The organism is Hyphomonas sp. GM-8P, from assembly GCF_003263315.1.
Classification (GTDB): domain Bacteria; phylum Pseudomonadota; class Alphaproteobacteria; order Caulobacterales; family Hyphomonadaceae; genus Hyphomonas.
This window is the reverse complement of sequence record NZ_AWFE01000004.1, coordinates 1-1,268: the sequence shown is the minus strand read 5'-3', so window position 1 is coordinate 1,268 and position 1,268 is coordinate 1. Positions and strand designations below refer to the sequence as shown.

1 pseudogene is annotated in these 1,268 nt (G+C 55.3%); it reads left to right on the top strand.

Annotation, left to right across the window (positions count from 1 at the left end):
* Nucleotides 1–101 precede the first annotated feature (101 nt).
* Nucleotides 102–1,222, top strand: a pseudogene (locus HY26_RS01610) (IS3 family transposase).
* The last annotated feature ends 46 nt before the right edge of the window (nt 1,223–1,268 follow it).

Genomic DNA, 1,268 nt, shown 5'->3' with positions numbered 1-1,268 from the left:
AATAATGGACCACTTTCGTGGGGGCAGACCAAGGTGTCCTTCCCCCTTAAACCTGGGCCAAATTGATCTTAGTAATTTTGGCGTTTCAGGAAGGATTGAAGATGGCTCGGAAGCGGTATTCGGATGAGGACGTTCTGCGATTGTTACGTGAGATCGAGCTGTCTCTGGCGGACGGTCTGGATGTAATGGGCGCCTGTCGCAAGGCAGGGGTGTCTGATGCGACTTACTATAATTGGCGTAAGAAGTTTGGCGGTGTGAGTAAGTCCCAACTGGCGGAGAAGAAAGCTCTGGAGAAGGAGAACGCCCGGCTCAAACGGATCGTGGCCGACCTGGAGTTGGACAAGCTGATCCTCAAAGAGACGCTTGATTATGTAAAGCCAAAGGCCTGAAGCCAGCCGATCTGCGTCAGGCCGTGATCCATGTGCGCCAGAAGCTCGACACCTCTGAGCGGCGCACCTGCAGAACGGTCGGCATGGCGCGCTCTACACAGCAGTACAAAGCGCGTAAGGCAGACGAGGACGAGGCTTTACGCTTGGCGCTGATCCGGCTCGCCAAACAGTATGGCCGCTACGGCTATCGTAAAATCGCCAGGCTGCTGAGCCTCGAAGGCTGGCGGGTCAATCACAAGAAGGTCGAGCGGATCTGGCGTGAGGAAGGCCTGCAGCTCCCACAGCGCCATAAGAAACGCAAACGGCTCTACCACAAGGATAGTTCTGTCATCCGCCTCAGACCACAATACCAGAACCATATCTGGAGCGTCGACTTCGTGCATGACAAGCTGAGCTCCGGCCGACCCTACAAGATGCTGACCGTGCTCGATGAATACACCCGCGAGGCACTGTGTGTACATGTCCGTGCCAGGATGGGCTCAGCTGATGTTCTGGAGGCGCTCTATCCGCTCCTGCTCAGGCATGGAAAGCCTGATCATATCCGGTCTGACAATGGCCCGGAGTTTATTGCCGAAGGATTGCAAGACTGGCTAACCAAGGTCGGGATCAAGCCGCTTCGCATCTATCCGGGGAGCCCTTGGGAGAACGGATACAATGAGCGCTTCAATGGAACCCTGCGCCGCGAAATCCTGAATGCCGAGTGGTTCACCTCACTCGATCAGGCTCAAACCGTTATCAATACCTGGCTCAGACAGTACAATCGTATCAGGCCTCATCAGGCGCTCAGTATGCGGCCACCGGTTCCAGAAACCCTTACGCCAACTGGCCCATAACAAGGGGGCTGGACACCCTTCTTTGCCTTGTTTTTGTTTCTGAATA